General features: G+C 64.8%; 16 protein-coding genes and 2 pseudogenes. 5 read left to right on the plus strand and 13 right to left on the minus strand.

The window, feature by feature from the left end; translation table 11 throughout:
* The 4 genes and pseudogenes from HMPREF9710_RS28260 to lepB (HMPREF9710_RS28830) form a co-directional block, all read right to left on the minus strand.
* Positions 1–634: hypothetical protein (locus HMPREF9710_RS28260; RefSeq protein WP_005667680.1), on the minus strand; the 634-nt coding region annotated here is incomplete at its 3' end.
* 3 nt (positions 635–637) lie between these two features.
* On the minus strand, positions 638–1831 hold the full coding sequence (locus HMPREF9710_RS15085) for a multidrug effflux MFS transporter (RefSeq protein WP_005667682.1): 1194 nt from the start codon (positions 1829–1831) through the stop codon (positions 638–640).
* 87 nt (positions 1832–1918) lie between these two features.
* Entirely contained in the window at positions 1919–2266 is a 348-nt protein-coding gene (gene lepB / locus HMPREF9710_RS28825; protein ID WP_307160572.1) for a signal peptidase I, read from the minus strand.
* A gap of 10 nt (positions 2267–2276) precedes the next feature.
* Positions 2277–2624: pseudogene (lepB, locus tag HMPREF9710_RS28830) on the minus strand (signal peptidase I); the annotation flags it as partial.
* A gap of 125 nt (positions 2625–2749) precedes the next feature.
* Here lepB (HMPREF9710_RS28830) and ppk1 point away from each other — a divergent pair.
* Both ppk1 and HMPREF9710_RS15100 read left to right on the plus strand, forming a co-directional pair.
* Positions 2750–4912: a polyphosphate kinase 1 gene (gene ppk1, locus HMPREF9710_RS15095; RefSeq protein ID WP_005667686.1), complete on the plus strand. Its 2163-nt coding sequence runs from the start codon at positions 2750–2752 to the stop codon at positions 4910–4912.
* Positions 4884–5342: a SixA phosphatase family protein gene (locus HMPREF9710_RS15100; RefSeq protein ID WP_005667688.1), complete on the plus strand. Its 459-nt coding sequence runs from the start codon at positions 4884–4886 to the stop codon at positions 5340–5342. The genes ppk1 and HMPREF9710_RS15100 overlap by 29 nt, the downstream gene beginning before the upstream one ends.
* 8 nt (positions 5343–5350) lie before the next feature.
* Here HMPREF9710_RS15100 and HMPREF9710_RS15105 read toward each other — a convergent pair whose 3' ends face one another.
* The 3 genes from HMPREF9710_RS15105 to HMPREF9710_RS15115 all read right to left on the minus strand — a co-directional run bounded on the left by HMPREF9710_RS15105 (position 5351) and on the right by HMPREF9710_RS15115 (position 8311).
* The gene (locus HMPREF9710_RS15105; RefSeq protein ID WP_005667690.1) at positions 5351–6799 is read right to left on the minus strand and encodes a Ppx/GppA phosphatase family protein; all 1449 of its coding nucleotides are present in this window, start codon (positions 6797–6799) and stop codon (positions 5351–5353) included.
* A 139-nt stretch (positions 6800–6938) separates the two neighbouring features.
* A complete protein-coding gene (locus HMPREF9710_RS15110) occupies positions 6939–7130 on the minus strand; it encodes a hypothetical protein (protein ID WP_051205098.1) in 192 nt (63 codons plus the stop codon).
* A complete protein-coding gene (locus tag HMPREF9710_RS15115) occupies positions 7127–8311 on the minus strand; it encodes a PepSY-associated TM helix domain-containing protein (protein WP_005667694.1) in 1185 nt (394 codons plus the stop codon). Before HMPREF9710_RS15115 ends, HMPREF9710_RS15110 begins: the two co-directional genes overlap by 4 nt.
* Before the next feature lie 121 nt (positions 8312–8432).
* Here HMPREF9710_RS15115 and HMPREF9710_RS15120 point away from each other — a divergent pair, with 121 nt between their 5' ends.
* Positions 8433–10625: a TonB-dependent receptor gene (locus HMPREF9710_RS15120; protein WP_005667695.1), complete on the plus strand. Its 2193-nt coding sequence runs from the start codon at positions 8433–8435 to the stop codon at positions 10623–10625.
* A gap of 7 nt (positions 10626–10632) precedes the next feature.
* Here the strand turns inward: HMPREF9710_RS15120 and HMPREF9710_RS15125 are convergent, their stop codons facing one another.
* The 4 genes from HMPREF9710_RS15125 to ppsA form a co-directional block, all read right to left on the minus strand.
* Complete coding sequence (locus HMPREF9710_RS15125; RefSeq protein ID WP_005667697.1) at positions 10633–11442, minus strand: SDR family oxidoreductase; 810 nt, start codon at positions 11440–11442, stop codon at positions 10633–10635.
* Positions 11439–12359, minus strand: a complete 921-nt coding sequence (locus HMPREF9710_RS15130; RefSeq protein WP_005667699.1) for an SPFH domain-containing protein — start codon at positions 12357–12359, stop codon at positions 11439–11441. Before HMPREF9710_RS15130 ends, HMPREF9710_RS15125 begins: the two co-directional genes overlap by 4 nt.
* Before the next feature lie 25 nt (positions 12360–12384).
* Positions 12385–12813, minus strand: coding sequence for an NfeD family protein (locus HMPREF9710_RS15135; RefSeq protein WP_005667700.1), 429 nt, complete (start codon positions 12811–12813; stop codon positions 12385–12387).
* Between the two features lie 168 nt (positions 12814–12981).
* A complete protein-coding gene (gene ppsA / locus HMPREF9710_RS15140) occupies positions 12982–15414 on the minus strand; it encodes a phosphoenolpyruvate synthase (protein ID WP_005667701.1) in 2433 nt (810 codons plus the stop codon).
* A gap of 201 nt (positions 15415–15615) precedes the next feature.
* On the opposite strand from ppsA, the gene ppsR reads away from it, so the two are divergent.
* Complete coding sequence (gene ppsR / locus HMPREF9710_RS15145; RefSeq protein WP_005667703.1) at positions 15616–16464, plus strand: posphoenolpyruvate synthetase regulatory kinase/phosphorylase PpsR; 849 nt, start codon at positions 15616–15618, stop codon at positions 16462–16464.
* A gap of 128 nt (positions 16465–16592) precedes the next feature.
* Here ppsR and HMPREF9710_RS15150 read toward each other — a convergent pair whose 3' ends face one another.
* Both HMPREF9710_RS15150 and HMPREF9710_RS15155 read right to left on the minus strand, forming a co-directional pair.
* The gene (locus HMPREF9710_RS15150) at positions 16593–17921 is read right to left on the minus strand and encodes an IS4 family transposase (protein ID WP_005667704.1); all 1329 of its coding nucleotides are present in this window, start codon (positions 17919–17921) and stop codon (positions 16593–16595) included.
* Positions 17922–18203: 282 nt separating this feature from the next.
* Positions 18204–18671: pseudogene (locus HMPREF9710_RS15155) on the minus strand (IS3 family transposase); the annotation flags it as partial.
* 135 nt (positions 18672–18806) lie between these two features.
* On the opposite strand from HMPREF9710_RS15155, the gene HMPREF9710_RS15160 reads away from it, so the two are divergent.
* A partial coding sequence (locus HMPREF9710_RS15160) for an IS481 family transposase (RefSeq protein ID WP_005667707.1) occupies positions 18807–19779 on the plus strand: 973 nt, incomplete at its 3' end.

Raw genomic sequence — 19779 nt, forward strand, 5'->3', positions numbered from 1 at the left:
CCAGCTCGCGCGCCAGCAGCGCCAGGCAGGCCACGAGCGGCCAGCCATCGGCGAGCGGCGCCGCCGCCAACAGCGCCGGCACGGCCAGGAGGCGCAGGCGTGATGCGCGCCCTGCCCCGAACACCACGGCGCGCGCCGCGGCGATCGTCAGGAGCAGGATCACCAGGAAAGCGCCCCAGAACAGGACGGTCCCGGCGCCGGCGGCCAGCACCACCCCCGCCGCGATCGCGAACGGGACGATGAACCACTGCAGGGCCACCAGCAGCAGCGCCATGTCCAGTCGTGGCGCCAGATAGTGGCCATGGCTGGCGCTGCGGGCGAATACGGCAAACCCGGCGCCGCGCACGAAGCTCCGGTGCACGCGCGCCCACAGGCCCACGACCGTCAGCCAGCCGACCAGATAGGCCAGGTTGTCGCGCCAGGCCAGCGGGTCGCGCCAGAACTGCAGGATCGGTGCGGCCAGCAGCGATGGCCGTTCGACCAGCGCCAGCGCAAAGAAGGCGCCGAAGATCCCCAGCGCGTGGCCGTAGCGTTTGTAGAGTGCCTGCGATTCCTGGCGCAGGTAGCGCCGGCGCAGCGCGAACAGGGCGGGAAAGGGTTGCGGCAGCAGCCTGCGGCGCCAACTCGCCAGCACCGTTCAAGCGCCCGGCAAGGCGGGCGCGACTGCGCTGCGCACCGACAGGCGCCAGGCGCCAAAGCTCAGCAGCAGGCCGCCCGCCACGCCCAGCCCCAGTTTGAGCGCGCTGTCGAACAGCAGCGGCGCCACCAGGCCCGACACCAGCGCGAACGACATCATCTGGATGAAGCCGACCATCGACGAGGCCAGGCCGCGGTTGCGCGGGAACAGGCCCATCGCGGTCAGCTGCACCGCCGGCATCGCCACCGCCAGGCCGAAGGTGTAGACGAACAGCGGCAGCACCGACCATGGCACGCTGGCCGGGAACAGCCCGTGATAGCCGACGTTGAGCGCCACGCCCAGCGCCATCACGGCGTACCCGGTCCACATCATGCGGCCCGGGGTCGAGCTGTGGGCGCGCTTGCCGCCCCAGGCCGAGCCCACCACCATGCCGCCCACCAGCGGGATGAACATCCACGCGAACGCGGTCTCGGGCAGGCCGAGGATCTCCATCACGAAGTTCGAGGCCGAGCCGATGTAGAGCGACAGGCCGCTGAAGGCCAGGCCCACCGACAGCGCCAGGAACACGAATTGCGGATTGCGCAGCACCATCAGGTAGTTGCGGCCGATGGTGCCCGGGTGGAAGGCCTGGCGCTTCTCGGCCGGCAGGCTTTCCGGCAGCATCTTCATGACCAGCAGGATCATCGCCGCCCCGAACACGGCCAGGAACACGAAGGACGAGCGCCAGCCGAAGGTCACGTGCAGCCAGCCGCCCAGGATCGGGGCGATGGCCGGCGCCAGGCCGAACACCATCATGATGTGCGACATCATGCGCTGGGCTTGCGGGCCCGAAAAACGGTCCTGCACGATCGCCTGGCCGATCACCGAACCGGCGCCGGCCGACAGGCCCTGCAGCGCGCGGAACACCAGCAGCCAGCCGAAGCTCGGCGCCAGGGCCGCGCCGACCGAGGCCAGCGTATAGACCGCCAACGCGGCCAGGATCACGGGGCGGCGGCCGAAGGAGTCCGACAGGGTCCCGTAGAACAGCATCATGAAGGCGAACGTGAACAGGAACACGCTCAGGGTCTGCTGCACGGCCACCGGGCCAACCCCGAATTCGGCGCCGATCGCCGGCATCGACGGCAGGTAGGTATCGATGGCCAGGGCGCCGATCATGCCGAGGCAGGCGAGGATGACGGTGAGGAGCTTTTGCATGTACTACACTTTCGGGATCGTTGCCGACACCGCACGATGCGAGCGTCGGGGGGGCGCGATTGTACGCTATTTCGATCCCGCCGATCCTCACCGATCCTCACGCAGCGACATGCCGAAGCGGTCCAGGCGCGGCATCCAGTTTTCCTGGTAGGCGGCCGACACCAGGATCCGCTCGGCGCGGCCGACCAGCTTCTCGCGCGGCACCAGGCCGATCACGCGCGAATCGGCGCTGTCGTTGCGGTTGTCGCCCAACATCAGGTACTGGCCGGGCGGGATCCGCAGCGGATCGAAGCTGCGCGGCGCCGGCACGCCCGGCAAGACCTGGATGCGCTGGCGTGCCCGCCACCTGCTCTTCCAGCCGGATGGCGCCGACCTCGAGGCCGCGGCTGCGCTCGCGCGCCTCGCCCAGCGGCGCATAACTGGCGCCTTCGCCATTGATGAACAGCCGGTCGCCCCGCATCTCGACCAGGTCGCCCGGCAGCGCCAGCACGCGCTTGATCAGGCGCGTGCCGTCATGCGGCGAGTGAAACACGACCATGTCGCCGCGCGCCGGCTCGCCCAGGTGCGCCACGCTCACCTCGGTCAATGGTATCTTGAGGTCGAAGGCCATGCGGTTGATCAGGACCACGTCGCCCTCCAGCAGATTGGGGCGCATCGAACCGCTCGGGATCGGGCTCCAGTCGGCCACCGCGCTGCGGAACACGCCGAACAACAGCAGGAACATCAGGAAGCCCTTGTTGGCGCGGACGAAGTTTTTCATGGACGACTCCTCGGTGACTGGAGCGCCAAGCATAGCCGCCGCCTCCGAACGGAGGCTTAGCAGTTCATTAAGAAAACGGCGGCGTCGGCGGCGCAAGTGTCACCGGGCTGTCATATTTGACATCTACACTGCCTGCGGGACGACTACGACCGCAAAATATGGACATGAAGAAAAAGGCCATTGAGGCTGAGCTCAAACAATTTTCCGACGGCGGCGCCTACCTGAACCGCGAACTGTCGCTGCTCGAATTCAACCGCCGCGTGCTGGCCCAGGCCGAAGACCCGTCGATTCCCCTGCTCGAACGCCTGCGCTTCCTGTGCATCGTGGCGAGCAACCTGGACGAATTCTTCGAAGTGCGGGTGGCCAGCCTGCTGGCCCAGCACCAGCTCGACCGCGCCAGCGGCGCCCTGCCCGACGGCCTGGCCGCCAACCTGGAACGCGCGAGCGCCGAATGCCGCCACCTGATCGCGCGCCAGTACAGCCTGTTCAATAGCGAGATCCAGCCGCAGCTGTCCGAGCACGGCATCCACCTGCTGCACCGCAGCGAGCGCAACGCCGCCCAGCGCGCCTGGGTCAAGCAGTATTTCGACCGCGAAGTGCGCCCGCTGCTCACGCCGATCGGCCTCGACCCTGCCCACCCCTTCCCGCGCGTCGTCAACAAGAGCCTGAACTTCATCGTGGAACTCGCCGGCAAGGACGCGTTCGGGCGCGGTTCGGGCATCGCGATCATGAAGGCGCCGCGCGTGCTGCCGCGCGTGATCCGGCTGCCGGACGAGCTCTCGGACAAGAAAGGCGCCTCCTACTGCATGCTGTCGTCGGTGATCCAGGCCCACATGGCCGACCTGTTCACCGGCCGCGATGTGGTCTCGTACTCGCAGTTCCGCGTCACCCGCAACAGCGACCTGTGGGTCGACGAAGAAGAAGTCAAGAACCTGCGCCAGGCGCTGCAGAGCGAGTTGCACAGCCGCCAGTACGGCTTCGCGGTGCGCCTCGAGGTGGGCCGCTCCTGCCCCGAGCACCTGTCGGACTTCCTGCTCAACCAGTTCCAGATCGACCGCAGCCGCCTGTTCAAGGTCGATGGACCGGTCAACCTGAGCCGCCTGCTGGAAATCGTCAACAGCAACGACCGGCCCGACCTGACCTTCGCGCCCTATGTCGCGGGCTACCCGAACAAGCTTGCCGGACCCGACCTGTTCGCCTCCCTGCGCAAGCACGACGCGCTGCTGCACCATCCATTCGAATCGTTCCAGCCGGTGATCAATTTCATCCAGTGCGCGGCGGCCGATCCGAACGTGGTGGCGATCAAGCAGACCATCTACCGCGCCGGCAGCAATTCGGAACTGGTCGACGCCCTGATCGCGGCCGCGCGCAGCGGCAAGGAAGTCACCGTCATCGTCGAGCTGATGGCGCGCTTCGACGAGGAAGCCAACATCAACTGGGCCGAGAAGCTCGAGCAGGCCGGGGCCCAGGTGGTGTACGGCGTGGTGGGCCTCAAGACCCATGCCAAGATGGCCCTCGTGCTGCGGCGCGAGCCGAATGGACTGCGCCGCTACGCCCACCTCGGCACCGGCAACTACAACCCGACCACCGCCAGGTTCTATACCGACATGGGGCTGCTGACGGCCGACCCGGAACTCACCGCCGACGTCAACGAAGTCTTCATCCACCTCACCAGCCTGACCCGGCCCAAGCAGCTGTCGAGCATCTGGCTGGCGCCGTTCTCGCTGCAGAAGGAGATCGTGCGCGCGATCCGCCAGGAAGCCGAGATCGCGCGCCAGGGCCGCCCGGGACGCATCATCGCCAAGATGAATTCGCTCACCGACGAGTCGGTGATCAAGGCCCTGTACGAGGCCTCGCAGGCCGGCGTCAGGATCGACCTCATCGTGCGCGGCGCCTGTTCGCTGCGGCCGGGCGTGGACGGCCTGTCGGACAACATCAAGGTGCGTTCGATCGTCGGCCGCTTCCTGGAGCACACCCGCATCTTCTATTTCCGCAACGACCTGAAGCACGACGTGGTGCTCAGCAGCGCCGACTGGATGAACCGCAACCTGTTCCGCCGGGTCGAAGTGGCATTCCCGATCCGCTCGACCGCGCTCAAGCGGCGCGTGATGCGCGAGGGCCTGCACCCCTACCTGAAGGACAACGTCAACGCCTGGGAGCTGGCGCCCGACGGCCGCTATCGCCGCCGCAAGGCGCGCGGCAAGCAGGGCCAGTACAGCGCGCAGCAGGTGCTGATGGACATGCTCGGCGCGGCCAGCCTCGCCAACGACACCAACGACAAGGAGATCGACAATGGAACTGATCCTGTGGCGCCACGCTGAGGCCGAGCCGGGAGAGCCGGACGCCGCACGCGCGCTCACGCCCAAGGGCCAACGCCACGCCGCGCGCATGGGCGCCTGGCTGGATCGCAAGCTGCCCCCGGCCTGCCGCATCCTGGTGAGCCCGGCCACGCGCTGCATCCAGACGGTGGAAGCGCTGGGGCGGCGCTACGAAGTGGTCGAGGCGCTGAACACCGGGTCGAGCGCGGAAGCGATCATCGCCGCCTGCGGCTGGCCCGAGCACCGCCAGCCGGCGCTGATCGTCGGCCACCAGCCGCTGCTGGGCCAGGTGGCGTCGATGGCGCTGTGCGGGAACAAGCAGGATTGGCGCATCCGCAAGGCGGGCGTGTTCTGGATCGAGCACAAGGAGGCGGATGGCGTGCCGTATATCCGGCTGGTGGCGGGGCCGGACGTGATCGGCAAGCTGCGTTAGAAGAAACGCTAGCGCGCCTGGAAGCCGATGCCGACTTCGTTCCAGCTGCACTCTTCCTTCTCGAACCACGGCGCCAGCGTCGGATGCCGCGCCAGCAGTTCCGGCGGCAGCTCGATCTCGATCTTGCCCTTCATGCGCAGGCGCAGGCCGCCGATGTCGTTGTCGGCGCGCGCATGCATGAACACCACCGCCAGGCGCAGCGCCAGCACCGCCTTGGCCAGGTCGGGCTCGACCAGCGCCTCGCGGATCTTGCGCAGATTGCCCTTCTGTCCCAGCACCAGGGTCGCCAGCAGGCGCTGCTCGCGCGTGGTGAAGCCGCCCAGATCGGCGTGCTCGACGATGTAGGCGCCGTGCTTGTGGGCCCCGCTCATCGAAATGGCCAGGCCGATCTCGTGCAGCATGGCGCTCCATGCCAGGTAGTGCGGCTGGCTGTCGGCCTGCGGCTGCAGGCGTTCGTACAGCAAAGTCGCGATGCCGCAGGTGCGCAGCGCGCGCTGGGTGTCGACCCGGAAGCGCTGCATGCAGGAGCGGATCGCGGCGTCGCGCCGGTCGCGCCGGTTGGCGCGCAGCTCGAGGTCGGACAGCACGCCCAGGCGCAGCCCGGCATTGACCGCCTGCAGGCGCTCGACCTTCAGCTCCTGCATCGCGCCGATGAGCACCGTCAGGCCGCCCACCATCACCGGCACGCGGTCGCGCTTGACGCCCGCCAGCAGAAAGGCGTCCACGTGGCCCAGTTCGATCAGGATGTCGCGCAAGGCATGCAGGCTGGCCTGCGACACCGTGCCGTCGCCGATCGCGTTGCGGCCGATGACTTCCGAAATGGCGCGCATGGTGCCGGATGAGCCATAGGCGGCGTCCCAGCCCTGGGCGTGGTACAGCGAGGCGGCGTCTTCGAAGCGGGCGCGCGCCGCGGTGACGGCGGCGTCGAAATTGCGCGCGCTGATGCGGCCGTCGGGGAAATAGGCGCGCACCTGCGGCTGGGTGCCGATGCCGAACGACTCGACCAGGTGGATCTCGGCGCCGGTGCCGGCGATGACCTCGGTCGAGCCGCCGCCGATGTCGATCACCAGCCGCCGCTCGTCCTGGCGCTCGATGGCGCGCGTCACGCCCATGTAGATCAGGCGGCCCTCTTCCTCGCCCGAGATGATCTCGATCGGATACCCGATCGCCGCCTCGAGCTGCGGCAGCAGCTGGTCGGCGTTCTTCGCCACGCGCATGGTGTTGGTGGCGACCACGCGCACGGCGTCGAGGTGGTATTCGTCGAGGATCTTGCGGAAGTCGTGCAGGCAGGCGATGGCGGCGCGCATCGCGGCCTCGGTGAGCATGTCGTGACTATCGAGTCCCGCCGCCAGGCGGATCGGATCGCGCGCGGTGCGCACGATGTGCATGCGGGCGCCGAGCGGCTCGCCGATGTGCAGGCGGAAGCTGTTGGACCCGAGGTCGACTGCTGCAAACATGAGGCCCTTTCGAAAATGGACGAATCCCGCGGCCAGCTCATGCTGCGCGGGATCGGCAGGGCCAAGTATACAGCGTGGCGCGGGTCGCCACCAACCCCGGCGCGCGAAAAGTGCGCCGGGGGTTGTACGATGCGGCCGTTCAGCCGCGCTGGCGGACGGCCGGACGGCGGCGCAGGCAGTGCCAGGCGCCGACCAGGCAGGGAATGCCGAGCGTGACGGCGGACAGGGCGTCCCAGATGCCGTCGCCCAGCAGGGCCGAGATCAGGCCGATGGTGGTGAGGATGGCCAGCACGATCGGCGCGCCCCAGATTTGCATCGGCGTGCGGCTCACGATGCGCTCCCCTCGCGCGCCAGCGCCGGCGCATCGATGCCGCGGGCCGGCGCGTGCTTGTCGAGGGCCGCGGCCTTGGCCGACGCGTTGGCGGTCTTGCCGCGCTTGACCCACAGGTACAGGCCCGTCACCAGGATCACGATGGTCGCGATGTCGAGCACCGCCCACAGGAACTTCATCCACTGGCCGCCGTAGTCGCCGAAGTGCAGCGGTTGCGACACCAGCAGCGCCTTCAGGTACCACGGCAGTTCGGGCGCGTCGGTGAGTTCGCCGGTATGGGCGTCGACCAGCACCGGCTGGTACATGCGCGAGCTGAACGGCTCGTTGCCGTTCATGAAGATGCCGTAGTGGTGGGCGCTGCTGAAATCGGTGCCCGGGAAGGCCACGAAGGCGACCCGCATGCCCGGCAGGCGCTCCTTGGCCTTTTCGATCGCGTCGTGCACCGAGGCGGTGTGCGGCTGCGGCGCCTTGTCCTTGTACTGGGCCAGGATCTCGCTCAGCTCATTGTGCTGGTAATACTTGAGCATCAGGTCGGCCCAGGTATTGATCATGCCGGTGCCGCCGACCACGAACAGCCAGGTGAGCGTGACGATGCCCAGCAGGTTGTGCATGTCGAGCCATTTGAGGCGGCTGCTTCTCTCCTTGCGCACGGTGCCGAAGTCGAGCTTGCGCATGAACGGCGAGTACAGGACCGCGCCGCTGACGATCGCGACCAGAAGCAACAGGGCCATCAACCCCAGGAACAGTTGGCCGGCCAGGCCCATGAACAGGTCGACGTGCAGCGCCAGCATGGTCGACATGAACACGCCGCCCTCGAAGGCCGGCTCTTCGATCACCTCCGTGGTGCGCGCATCGACTGCGATCGGCTTGTAGTCGTGGTCGTGCATGTGGTCGGCCAGGGTCACGTTCCAGATCTCGGGCACGTCCGCCTCTTGCGAGATGAACATCGGCTTCTTGGTCGGGTACAGCTCCTTGGCCGAGGCGATCACCGCGTCGACGTTGCCCATCGGCGTCGGTTGCGACAGCACCGGCGGCTCGACCTCGTTGCCCAGCAGGTGGCCGATCTCATGGTGGTAGATCAGCGGCAGGCCGGTCAGGCACAGCAGCAGCATGAAGATGGTGCAGACCAGGCTGGACCACTTGTGGATCCAGCCCCAGCGACGCAGGGAAACGGGTGACATGTTATTGGGTATGCATTATAGCTAGAGATACAGACCATGAATAATAATCGTTCTCATTTACAGATGCAAGCATCAGGCATAGAATGCGCGTTACTTTTAACGCATAAAAAGAGCAAGACACATGGACACCCTCCGCCCGACCTTGAAACTGAGCCCGACCCCGGTCGCGCTGGCCGCCGCCCTCTTCGTCTCCAGCACCGCGTTCGCCCAGCAGGCCGAATCGCCAGCCGACGAGAAGATCTCGACCGTGGTCGTGACCGCATCGGCCGATGCCTCGGCCCAGGGCCTGCCGGCCGCGTATGCCGGCGGCCAGGTGGCGCGCGGCGGTCGCCTGGGCCTGCTGGGCAACGTCGACATCATGGACACCCCGTTCAACAGCACCAACTACACCCATGCGCTGATCCAGGACCAGCAGGCGCGCAGCGTGGCCGACGTGGTGCAGAACGATCCGTCGGTGCGGGTGGCGCGCGGCTTCGGCAATTACCAGGAGCTGTACATGATCCGCGGCTTCGCGGTCGGCTCGGACGACACGGCGTATAACGGCCTGTACGGACTGCTGCCGCGCCAGTTCGTGGCGACCGAGCTGATGGAACGGGTGGAGGTGCTGCGCGGCGCGCACAGCTTCATCAACGGCGCGGCGCCGGCCGGCGGCAGCATCGGCGGCTCGATCAACATCCTGCCCAAGCGCGCCCCGAACCAGGAACTGAGCGAAGTCACCGTGGGCGTCGAGACCGGCGGCCAGGGCTATGGCGCGATCGACCTGGGCCGCCGCTTCGGCGAGGAAGGCCGCGCCGGCGTGCGCGTCAACGTGGCGCACCGCAACGGCGACACCGCGGTCGACCGCGAAGAACGCGAACTGTCCGTGTACTCGATCGGCGTCGACTACCGCGGCCGCGGCTACCGCCTGTCGGCCGACGTCGGCGCGCAGGACCACCAGCTGACCAATGCCCGTCCGAGCGTCGACCTGGCCGCCGGCCTGCCGATGATCGCGGCGCCGGATGCGAGCCACAACTTCGCCCAGCCGTGGACCATCTCGAACGAACGCCATACCTTCGGCACCGTGCGCGCCGAGGTCGACCTGGGCGCCGACGCGGTCGCGTGGGCGGCGGCCGGCCTGCGCAACGGCCAGGAATTCAACATCCTGGCCGGCATCGACGTCAACGCCGTCGATGGCGACGCCACCATGAGCCGCTTCGATAATATCCGCAAGGACCAGGTGCGCACCGGCGAAGTGGGCGTGCGCGGCTCACTGCGCACGGGCTTCGTCAAGCACGTGCTGAGCGCATCGGCCTCGGGCTTCCATTCCAAGTCGCGCAATGCCTATGGCATGTCCGATTTCGCCGGCTTCGCGTCGAACCTGTACCGCCCGCGCGACGTGGCGGCGCCGTCGTCGACCTTCTTCACCGGCGGCGACATGAACGATCCGCTGGTGACCTCCAAGACCATCCTGTCGGGCCTGGCGATCGCCGACACCATGTCGTTCATGGACGACAAGGTGCTGGTCAATGTCGGCCTGCGCCACCAGCGCATCAAGGACTTCGGCTACGACTACAACACCGGGCTGGAGAATTCGGGCTACGAATCGAGCAAGAACACGCCGTTCGCCGCCATCGTCTACAAGCCGCGCAAGGACCTGTCGCTGTATGCCAACTACAGCGAAGGCCTGCAGCGCGGCCCGGTCGCCTCGGGCACCGACATCGTCAACCAGGGCGAGATCTTCGCGCCCTACGTCGCGCGCCAGCGTGAAGCGGGCGTCAAGTACGACAGCGGCCGCTACGGCCTGACCGCGGCCGTGTTCTCGACCAGCCAGCCGAGCGCCTACGTCGAGAACCGCGTGTTCGGCGTGTTCGGCGAGCAGCGCAATCGCGGCCTCGAGCTGTCGGTGTTCGGCAATCCGGTGCGCGGCCTGAAGCTGCTGGGCGGCCTGACCCTGATCGACGCCGAGCAGCGTGTGACGGCCGGCGGCGTGAACCAGGGCAAGGACGCGATCGGCGTGCCGGAAACGCAGTTCAACATCGGCGCCGACTGGATGGTACCGGGCGTGGACGGCCTGTCGCTGAACGCGCGCACCGTGTACACCTCGAAGCAGTATGCCGACGGCGCCAATCTGCAGAAGCTGCCGTCGTGGACCCGCCTGGACCTGGGCGCGACCTGGAACACCCGCTTCATGGACCGCGACCTGACCCTGCGCGCGCGCGTGGACAATGTCACGGACAAGAATTACTGGGCCTCGGCCGGCGGTTATCCGGGCGCGGGCTACCTGGTGCTGGCGGCGCCGCGCAGCGTGGTGGTGTCGGCGACGGTCGGATTCTGAACCGAATTCATGGCAGGCGCAGGTCGTCCTTCACGGCGGCCAGCGCCATCCTGTCGACCAGGCCGGGCGCGATCAGCTTGAGCCAGCGCCCGATCCTGCCCTGCGCCGTCATCACCACCTCGCGCTGGCGCGCCTCCATCGCCTTGACGATCAGGCGCGCGCACTCTTCCACCGGCATCGCCTTCTCTTCCCTGAGCGCGCTGGCGCCGGCCTCTTCTCCCCTGGCGTTGAAACCGCGGTAGCGGATGCGCGTGGCCACCACGCCCGGATAGGCGGTGGTCACGCTGACGCCTGCCTCCTTCAGTTCGACCCGCAGCGCTTCGAAGAAGCCGCTCATCGCGAACTTGGTGGCGCAATACGCGGTGCGTCCCGGCACCCCGACCAGGCCGGCCAGCGACGACACCGCCACGATGGCGCCGCGGCTCGCCTTCAGGTGCGGCAACGCGGCCTGGGTGCACCAGACGCTGCCCCACAGGTTCACACGCATCAGCTCTTCGTACCAGGCCAGGCTCTCGACTTCTTCGAACAGGGCGTGCGCCGAACGGCCGGCGTTGTTGACCAGGACATCGATGCGGCCGAAGCGTTCGAGCGCCTGCGCGATCAGGCGCAGGCAATCGTCCTGGCAGCCGGCGTCGAAGGCCACCGTGAGCGTGTCGGCGCCCAGCGCCTGGCACTGGCCGGCGACCAGGTCGAGCGGCCCCTGGTTGCGCGCGGCCAGCACGAGCCTGACCCCGGCGCCGTGGCGGGCCGCGAGCTGGCGCGCCATTTCGGCGCCGATGCCGTCCGAGCCGCCGGTGACGATGACGACGCGCTTCACTTCTGCGCCTTCACGATCTGCAGCGCGCTGGCGATCACGGTGCTCATATCGCCCAGGTTGGCCGGCACGATCAGGGTGTTGTTGGTCTTGGCCAGGTTCGCGAACGCGTCCACGTAGTGCTCGGCCACGCGCAGGCTGACCGCATCCATGCCGCCTGGCGAAGCGATTGCCTCGCCCACCTGGCGCAGCGCCGATGCGCTGGCGTCGGCCAGCGCCACGATGGCGGCCGCCTCGCCCATGGCGCGGTTGATCTCGGCCTGCTTCTCGCCCTCGGAGCGCGCGATGGCCGCCTCGCGCTCGTCGCTGGCGATGTTGATCTGCTCCTGGCGCCGGCCTTCCGAGGCCGCGATCAGCGCGCGTTTCTCGCGCTCGGCCGTGATCTGGGCCTGCATCGCCAGCAGGATCTCGGCCGGCGGCGTCAGGTCCTTGATCTCGTAGCGCAGCACCTTGACGCCCCAGTTGGCGGCCGACTCGTCGATCGCGTTCACGATGTGGGTGTTGATCAGGTCGCGCTCCTCGAAGGTCTTGTCGAGCTCCATGCGGCCGATCACCGAGCGCAGGGTGGTCTGGGCCAGTTGCGTGATGGCCTGGATGTAGTTCGACGAGCCGTAGGAGGCGCGCATGGCGTCGGTCACCTGGAAGTACAGGATGCCGTCCACGTGCAGCTGGGTATTGTCGCGCGTGATGCAGACCTGGGGCGGCACGTCGAGCGGGATCTCCTTCAGGCTGTGCTTGTAGGCGATGCGGTCGACGAAGGGCACCACGATGTTCAGGCCGGGGGCCAGGGTGGCGTGGTATTTGCCGAGCCGCTCGACCACCCACGCGTTCTGTTGCGGCACCACGTTGATGGTCTTGAACACGAAGACCAGGGCGATGGCGAAGATCACGATCGCGACCACGCTGAAAGACAGTTCCATGTGCATCCCTCCTGTTGTGATTGTTCTAGGCCTGGCGGCGCGCGACGATCAGGCGGTTGCCCTGGACCTCGACGATCTCGAAGTCGCCCGGCTCCGGCTCCAGGCCGGCGCGCAGCTCGACGTCCCACAGCGCGCCGCGGTACATCACGCGCGCGCGCCGCTCCTGCCACTGCGGCACGGTGACGCGCTGGCCGATGTCGAGGTTGATGCTGGGGTCGTTCGCGGCCTGGCCGCGTCCGTGCCGCGCGTAGCGGGTGCGGCGCAGGATCATGGTGGCGCCGATGCCGACGAGCGCCGCCGCCAGCGTCTGCTGCGGGCCGCTGGCGCCCAGCCAGGCGACGCCGGCGCCGCACAGGAGGCCGACGGCGATCATCAACAGGTAGAAGGTGCCGATGAACAGCTCGGCGACGATCAGGATGCCGGCGCCGATGAGCCAGTACGTCCAGTCGGACATGTCGGGGTCTCCTTCTTGTCATGGAATGAAAAAACCCTCGCTACCCGAAGTGGGTAGCGAGGGTTCGCATGACCGCGCGGTGGGCTGCGGCGGCTGGTCGTGAGGGCTTGGAAAGCGATCATTCCCGCCAGTGTAGCACTGGCGGCCCTCGACGGGGAATGTCGGAGATCAGGCCCCGGCCAGCTTCTGCCAGGTCTCGATCACCGAGTCCGGGTTGAGCGACATCGACTCGATGCCCTCGCCCACCAGCCATTCGGCGAAGTCCGGGTTGTCCGACGGACCCTGGCCGCAGATGCCGACGTACTTGCCCTGCTTGAGGCAGGCCTTGATCGCCAGCGACAGCATCGCCTTGACCGCCGGGTCGCGCTCGTCGAAGTCCTTGGCCAAGAGCTCCATGCCGGAGTCGCGGTCCAGGCCCAGGGTGAGCTGGGTCAGGTCGTTGGAGCCGATCGAGAAGCCGTCGAAGTACTGCAGGAACTGCTCGGCCAGGATGGCGTTGGACGGCACCTCGCACATCATGATCAGGCGCAGGCCGTTCTCGCCGCGCTTCAGGCCATTCTTGGCCAGCAGGTCGACGACCTTCTCGGCCTGGCCCAGGGTGCGCACGAACGGCACCATCAGCTCGACGTTGGTCAGGCCCATCTCGTTGCGCACGCGCTTCATGGCCGCGCATTCCATCGCGAACGATTCGGCGAAGTCCTCGGCCAGGTAGCGCGCGGCGCCGCGGAAGCCCAGCATCGGGTTCTCTTCGTCCGGCTCGTAGCGCGAACCGCCGATCAGCTTCTTGTACTCGTTCGACTTGAAGTCGGACAGGCGCACGATCACCGGCTTCGGCCAGAACGCGGCGGCGATGGTGGCCACGCCTTCGACCAGCTTGTCGACGTAGAAGGCGCGCGGCGAGGCGTGGCCACGGGCCACCGACTCCACCGCTTTTTTCAGGTCGGCGTCGATGTTCGGGTACTCGAGGATGGCCTTCGGGTGCACGCCGATATTGTTGTTGATGATGAACTCGAGCCTGGCCAGGCCGACGCCGTTGTTGGGCACCGACTGGAAGTCGAATGCCAGCTGCGGGTTGCCGACGTTGAGCATGATCTTGGTCTTGATCGGCGGCAGTTCGCCGCGCGAGACTTCGGTGACCTCGGTTTCCAGCAGGCCGTCGTAGATCATGCCTTCGTCGCCTTCGGCGCAGGACACGGTGACCAGGGTGCCGTCCTTGAGCACGTCGGTCGCGTCGCCGCAGCCGACCACCGCCGGCACGCCCAGCTCACGGGCGATGATCGCCGCGTGGCAGGTGCGCCCGCCGCGGTTGGTGACGATCGCCGAGGCGCGCTTCATGACCGGCTCCCAGTTCGGGTCGGTCATGTCGGCCACCAGCACGTCGCCCGGCTGCACGCGTTCCATCTCCGACGGATCGGTGATGACGCGCACCGGGCCGGCGCCGATCTTCTGGCCGATCGCGCGGCCGTGGGTCAGCACGGTGCCGGTGCCCTTGAGCTGGAAGCGCTGCTGGGCGTCGGTGGCCTTCTGCTGCGACTTCACGGTCTCCGGACGCGCCTGCAGGATGTACAGCTTGCCGTCGCGGCCATCCTTGCCCCACTCGATGTCCATCGGACGGCCGTAGTGGTTCTCGATGATCATCGCGTACTTGGCCAGCTCGATGACTTCTTCCTCGACCAGCGAATAGCGGTTGCGCAGCTCGATCGGCACGTCGACGGTCTTGACCGAGCGGCCGGCCTTGGCTTCGTTGGTGAACTCCATCTTGATCAGCTTGGAGCCGATATTGCGGCGAATGACCGCCGACTTGCCCTGGGCCAGCATCGGCTTGTGGACGTAGAACTCGTCGGGATTGACCGCGCCCTGCACCACGGTCTCGCCCAGGCCGTAGCTCGAGGTGATGAACACCACGTCCTTGAAGCCCGATTCGGTGTCGATGGTGAACATCACGCCCGAGGCGCCGGTGTCGGAACGCACCATGCGCTGCACGCCGGCCGACAGCGCGACCTCGGCGTGGGTGAAGCCCTTGTGCACGCGGTACGAGATCGCGCGGTCGTTGTAGAGCGAGGCGAACACGTGCTTCATCGCCTCCAACACGTTGTCGATGCCGACCACGTTGAGGAACGATTCCTGCTGGCCGGCGAACGAGGCGTCCGGCAGGTCTTCGGCGGTGGCCGAGGAGCGCACGGCGAACGACACTTCGGTTTCCGAACCGGCCACCAGGCGTTCGTAGAAAGAACGGATTTCCTGTTCCAGGCGTGGCTGGAACGGGGTCTCGACGATCCAGCCGCGGATTTCAAGGCCGGCGGCCGCCAGCGCGCGCACGTCGTCGACGTCCAGGTTCTCGAGGCGGGTCGCGATGCGCTGGCCCAGCGACGGGCCACCGTCGGCACTGTGGTCGAGGAAGTCGCGGAAGGCGTCGGCGGTGGTGGCGAAGCCGGTCGGCACGCGCACGCCGGCGCCGGCCAGCTGGCTGATCATCTCGCCGAGCGAGGCGTTCTTGCCGCCGACCGACTCGACGTCGGTCATGCGCAGGTCCTCGAACGAGGCCACGTAGACGCGGTTTGCCTCGTCTGGCTTCAGTGCTGGAGTAGCTAGGTTAGTCATGATAAAACACCCTTACTTGATGATGGAAAGCTGTTGGCGCATCGGTGCCGGGAAGCGGGGGCGTCTTGACGTATTCTTGTTATTCTGGCCCGCGTGCAGCACAATGCAAAACCCGTTGCCGAGCATTTTACCCCGCGACAGGGTGAAGTGCAGCGCACTTTTGATGTTACTTTGTCAGCAAAGCATACCGATCCAGCCATCATGACCGACGATTCCCTGCCTTCCCCAGTCACCGCCTCGCGCACCGTCTTCTTTGTTTCCGACGGCACCGGCATCACGGCGGAGACCTTCGGTCACGCCGTGTTGAGCCAGTTCGACCTGCGTTTCCGCCAGATCCGCCTGCCGTTCGTGGATTCGATCGAAAAGGCGCACGACGCTGCGCGCCGCATCAACGAGAGCTTCGCGCTGCACGGCCAGCGGCCGATCGTGTTCTCGACCCTGGTGAAGCACGACCTGTCGAGCGTGATCCGCTCGGCGAACGGCATGCACATGGACCTGTTCCAGACCTTCGTCGCGCCGCTCGAGCAGGAGCTGGACGTCAAGTCGACGCACACGATCGGGCGCATCCACAATGCGGTGGACACCGAGGAATACAAGAACCGTATCGAAGCGATCAATTTCTCGTTGGCGCATGACGACGGCCAATCGCACAAGAACCTGGCCGAGGCCGACGTGATCCTGGTCGGCGTCTCGCGTTCCGGCAAAACGCCGACGAGCCTGTACCTGGCGATGCAATACGGCCTGAAGGCCGCGAACTATCCGCTGATTCCCGACGACTTCGAACGCGGCAAGCTGCCGAGTTCGCTGCCGCCATTCAAGGCAAAGCTGTTCGGCCTGACGATCACCCCCGAGCGCCTCTCGCAAATCCGCAACGAGCGCCGCGCCGGCAGCAAATACGCCTCGCTGGAAAACTGCCGTTACGAAGTCAACGAAGCCGAACACCTGATGCGCCGCGAAGGCATCCGCTGGCTCTCGTCGACAACGAAATCCATCGAAGAAATCGCGACCACCATCCTCCAGGAAATCAAACCCGACCGCCGCGAGTACTGACTCCACCGAGGGTCAGAGTAGAATTATCGTGAAAGCTTATTGAGCGCCAATTAATTCTGCACAAGCCATCCGCGACTTGCCTAAAAGCTCGTGCACATTAATCAGGGTCAGAGTCTAATGCCGCTAAGTTAAGGTTTTCTCGATAGCCGTTTTTCTGGATACCGTTGAGCTACTGCCTTAACGACGCGGTCAAATTTTCGTCCGGGTCGTTGCGCTTTCAGTTCAAGTACCAACCGTCCACGTAAGCGCTTAAGCATCTCCGGTATCCTCCCTTGTGCTGTTGCTGGGCCCGTCATCATCAACTCGTTCTGGATGGTCATCAGGGCAGTAGTAAAACTGATGCTCGTCGGTTCGCATTTCGCTTCCAGCGCGGCCTTGGCGATCTCAACGCGAATCAGGTTATAAGCGATCATCGCCCCCCAGATTTCCTGCTCGGTACCGCTGACCGTCATGCTGCGCAGAGTCAACTCCGAGCCCATCATTGACTGCTTCAGTTCCCTATAACTTGTTTCGATACGCCAGCGTCGGAGATAACAAGCAATCAAGTCAACCGCCTTGAACTTCTTGCTATCCATCAGCGACGTAAGCAGGTACCGCTGTTTTCCCGATCCGTCATCCGGTGTTCTTACGGCGCGCACGCGCCAAGTCTCTGGCAGAGCGGGATCTTTTTTGCGTGCAGCAGGCGAGACAATCATTTCCACGATGCCATCGTCGTCCGTGCCCAGGATTAGAGTCCATTTGGTGTTGCTCTTGGCGGGAACAAGGAAGTGTCGATTCGTTCCATGGTTGACGAGATTGCATAGTAGTTGCGCTGACAGAAAGCCTCGGTCAAACACAGTGAGCGAGTCGTCAGGAATGCTCTCGAGCAGAGAGTGGGCATGCGTCGTTTCGCTGATGTCGTAGCGTCCAAAACGGGCATCACGGATCAGTTGGGTTTCCATCATCATCAGGGTCACGCCGCGTGCTTGTGGATAGCTGGCAACCTTGTTGTTGGGGTAGATTTGAGAACCAAAGTGCTCGCGATTGTCTGGGCTATCTGCCAGGCGCAATGTCGTGCCATCCATGGCAAGCAGATGCAAGCCCTTGAACAGATAATGCGCTTCATCGTGCGCAATCCACTGCCGCGACGACTTGTGAAACAACCATTCAAGCGGCTCGGAGCCCAAGCGTTGTCGAGCTTGCGTTGTCGCGCTGGAGGTGATGCAACGGTCTGCCAACTCGGGCAATGCCAGGTCGAGCGAGTCGACAATGTCCTTGACGGAACGGTGTCGATAGATCGCCAGAGCAATGACTAGCCAGACGACCTGCTGCGCGGGTAACCGCCGAGAGCGGATAGTCGCTTTATCGTTCGCTACTAACGCAGCTTCCACCCATTCGTAGGGCAGATGTTCGCCAAGGCGGCTCCACTCAAGAGGATTAGGTAGGTCAATGACGAGGGGGATGGCATCAGAAAGCATGGCCGAAAGTTAACATTTCTGAGCCACGTTTACAACGAAAAAATGCCGCAAAGATCGTTAACTTAGCGGCATTAGGGTCAGAGTCGAATTGTTTGACAACTTTGAAGAATTGCTCGGCAATTCTACTCTGACCCTGATTATTTTTTGCGGTTTTAGCGCCGTCGGTCGAGCGTTCAGGAAATAAGATGCCGCAAAGGATGATCGCCCCACATGTTAGCGCTATACCTACCCAATAATAAATAGGGTCGGAGTGAGATGCACCGGATTGGTGGACAGGGTTAATCAGGTACACCTGTGCATTTTTTCCACCTGAGCGGGCGTTCGGTAGCCGAGGGTTTGGTGGAGGCGCTGTTGATTGTAATACACGTCGATGTAATCAGCGATTGCAGCCAATGCTGACTCGTGATTATCGTAGATCGTGTGATGGGTTACTTCGTTCTTCAGGTTCGAAAAGAAGCTCTCTGCCACGGCATTGTCGTGGCAGTTTCCTCGCCTGCTCATGCTTGGTCGCGCCTGCTGATCCTTCAGATAATTTCTGAATATGGCGGAGGCGAACTGCGAGCCTTGATCGGTGTGACAGATCAGACCTGCTTGCGGTTTTTGCTGCTCAAATCCATTCTGCAGCGCTGCGATTGCCAGCTTCGCAGTTTGACTTGCACCGGTGGTCCAGCCGACGACGCGATGTGTGCATAGGTCGATGAATGCGGCCAGATGGAGGGGGCCGTTGCGGGTTGCGATCTGGGTCATGTCGCCTACCTGTTTAGTGCCGTGCGATCATATTCCTCGTCGTAGCTGGCCTTTATTCCGAGCAAAGGCTATGCTGAACGAGTTGATTGCTGGGTTCAGCAATCCCGGAATTTCAAAGCACCAGGAGCAATTTGCAGCATGAGTTCACGCATTCACCCGCAAGCCCGAACTACACCGAAAACGCGCCAAGAGATCAAGGACTCGGGCCTGTCAGATCGCCAGGCGGCCAAGGTCTTCAATGTCAGCCGGGCTACCGCCAAGAAGTGGCTCAAGCGTGATGATGTACAGGACCGTTCCCACCGTGCCCATGTCCTCAAGACCACCCTGAGCGCAGCGCAGGAAGCGATCGTGCTTGCGCTGCGCCAGTCGCTTTATTTGCCATTGGACGATCTTCTCTTCGTCACCAAGCAGTACATCAATCCTGACGTCTCTCGCTCAGGTCTTGCCCGCCTTTTGAAGCGCGAGGGCATGTCACGTCTTGAAGATGTCATCCCGAAAGCTGAAGGCGAAACGATCGCGCCGAAAAAGACGTTCAAGGATTACGAACCAGGCTTCGTTCACATCGATATCAAATACTTGCCCCAGATGCCTGACGAAACCTCGCGTCGCTATCTGTTCGTCGCGATCGACCGGGCCACGCGATGGGTTTTCATGCACATCTATGGCGACATGACGGACAAGAGCAGCGTCGATTTCCTGCGTCGGCTCAAGCTTGCTTCACCGATCAAGATCAGCAAGATACTGACAGATAACGGCTCTCAGTTCACTGACCGCTTCGCTACCAAGGACAAGAAGCCGAGCGGCAACCATGCCTTCGATGTGGCTTGTACCGCACTGCCGGCAGAGCATCGCCTGGCACCGCCACGGCACCCGCAAACGAATGGCATGGTAGAGCGCTTCAACGGACGAATCAACGAACTGCTACAGCAAACCCGTTTCGACAGCAGGGCTGATCTGGAGGCGACCTTGATGAACTACTTGAAGCTCTACAACCATCATATTCCGCAACGCGCCATCGACAGCAAAACACCAATTCTGGCGCTCAAAGAATGGCAGAAAAAGCGCCCCGAATTATTTGTCAAACGGGTTTATGAACAGGCGGGACTTGACA

Source organism: Massilia timonae CCUG 45783, from assembly GCF_000315425.1.
Taxonomy (GTDB): Bacteria; Pseudomonadota; Gammaproteobacteria; order Burkholderiales; family Burkholderiaceae_D; genus Telluria; species Telluria timonae.